Annotated in this window: 2 protein-coding genes; both read left to right on the forward strand. The window is 64.1% G+C overall.

The window, feature by feature from the left end; translation table 11 throughout:
* Window positions 1-131 precede the first annotated feature (131 nt).
* Window positions 132-869, forward strand: a complete 738-nt coding sequence (locus APY03_RS20035) for a DUF5983 family protein (RefSeq protein WP_023656990.1) — start codon at window positions 132-134, stop codon at window positions 867-869.
* A 96-nt stretch (window positions 870-965) separates the two neighbouring features.
* Window positions 966-1,244 carry a hypothetical protein gene (locus tag APY03_RS20040; protein WP_003120030.1) on the forward strand — a complete coding sequence of 93 codons (279 nt, stop codon included), beginning with the start codon at window positions 966-968 and terminating at the stop codon, window positions 1,242-1,244.
* Window positions 1,245-1,418 lie beyond the last annotated feature (174 nt).

Raw genomic sequence — 1,418 nt, forward strand, 5'->3', positions numbered from 1 at the left:
CGCGTCGCCGAGCGATTGGCCCAAACGCCAACGATCAGCGCCACCTGACGCTGTTCCCTTTCTTTCCACCCACCGGGGTCAATTCCCGGTGGCGGGGATTGGCTCCATCATTATTCTGTTGGAGAGATCCCATGTCCCAGAACCCCAATCCCTTTCTACGCGGCTACTGGAATCTGAAGGTCGTCCGCACGCTGTCCATCAGCCACGAGGACGGAAGCCCGCATGTCTGGCGAAACATCCACCCGAGCCAGCAGCACCTCTGCGACGCGGCGCTGGTTTCTTCCCCCTGCATCGTCACCAGCGACTTCGCGGTGGTCAGGACTGGCACCGAACCTGTCGGCGCCGCACTGATCGCCGAAAGCGACGCGGCTGAAGGGGTCAGCGGCGAAGGCGTGGTGGGTGCCGTGGTGTACGCGATCCACGGCGACGACTTCGACGACCGCCCCGTCCACATTGGCGACACCTATTCGGCCGAGGCCGCACGGGAAGTCGTGCAGCGGTTGAGCTTCGAGACCGGCTACTACAGCCGGTGCTGGGAAATCAGCAGCGCGCACATCAGCCACGAAACCGGCCAGTACCTGGCCAACCTGGCTGACCTCGCGACGCCGGAGGCCTTTTTGTTCGTTGCGTTCCGGCTTCCCTACAGCCCGGCGATCGGCGTCAAGCTAATCTCCACGCCCTGGACGGACCAACACCTGCAGGACGTCGAGGGGATCACTGCCGAGCAGCTTCGGCAGGAGCACCGCAGCAAGGGCATGCCGGACGACCTGGCACAGATCCTTGCACTGGCCGGTCAGGCCGATCTGCGCATCCTCATCCTCGATGCCGACGCACTCGTGTTGCCGGGCCTCCCGCTGGCCGGCGAATAGCTGCCACACACATCCCCGGCCTTCCTTTTCATCACCGCATGCCGGCCCGTCTCCCACCAGGGAGCCGGGCCGGCGCACTTTCACAGGAGCGATCCCATGTTCCCCGACCTCATCACACCCGCATCCGACTTCGAGCACCAGCTTGGAGCCTGCGTCAACGCCATGAGCCAGGACGATGCCATCGGCCAGATCCTGGTATTCGAGCGCATGCGTGGCGCCCTGCACATGCGCCATATCGCCAGCGCCGACCTAATGAACACCGACATTGACGACTACGACATGGTCGTCTTCGACGGTGGCAATACCAGCGGCGATGCATGGAAACATGTCTTCTTCCCGCGTCAGCGCGAGCACTACTTCGTTTACGAAGCCTGACCCAACCAGCCCCTTCCGAGGGGCTTTTTCTTGCCCGCGGCGCCGGAAAGCGGGCGCGGCTCGGTGCGCTTTCCTGCGGGCCGGTCGCCCATTCCGGACGGCATCCTTGCTTCCATGTTCGTCGGCGTTGCCGGCACATGCCCAGGCAGTCGAGACCTTCGAGGCTGCAAGCGC

The sequence above is a fragment of the Variovorax sp. WDL1 genome, assembly GCF_001541225.1.
Lineage (GTDB): Bacteria > Pseudomonadota > Gammaproteobacteria > Burkholderiales > Burkholderiaceae_C > Variovorax.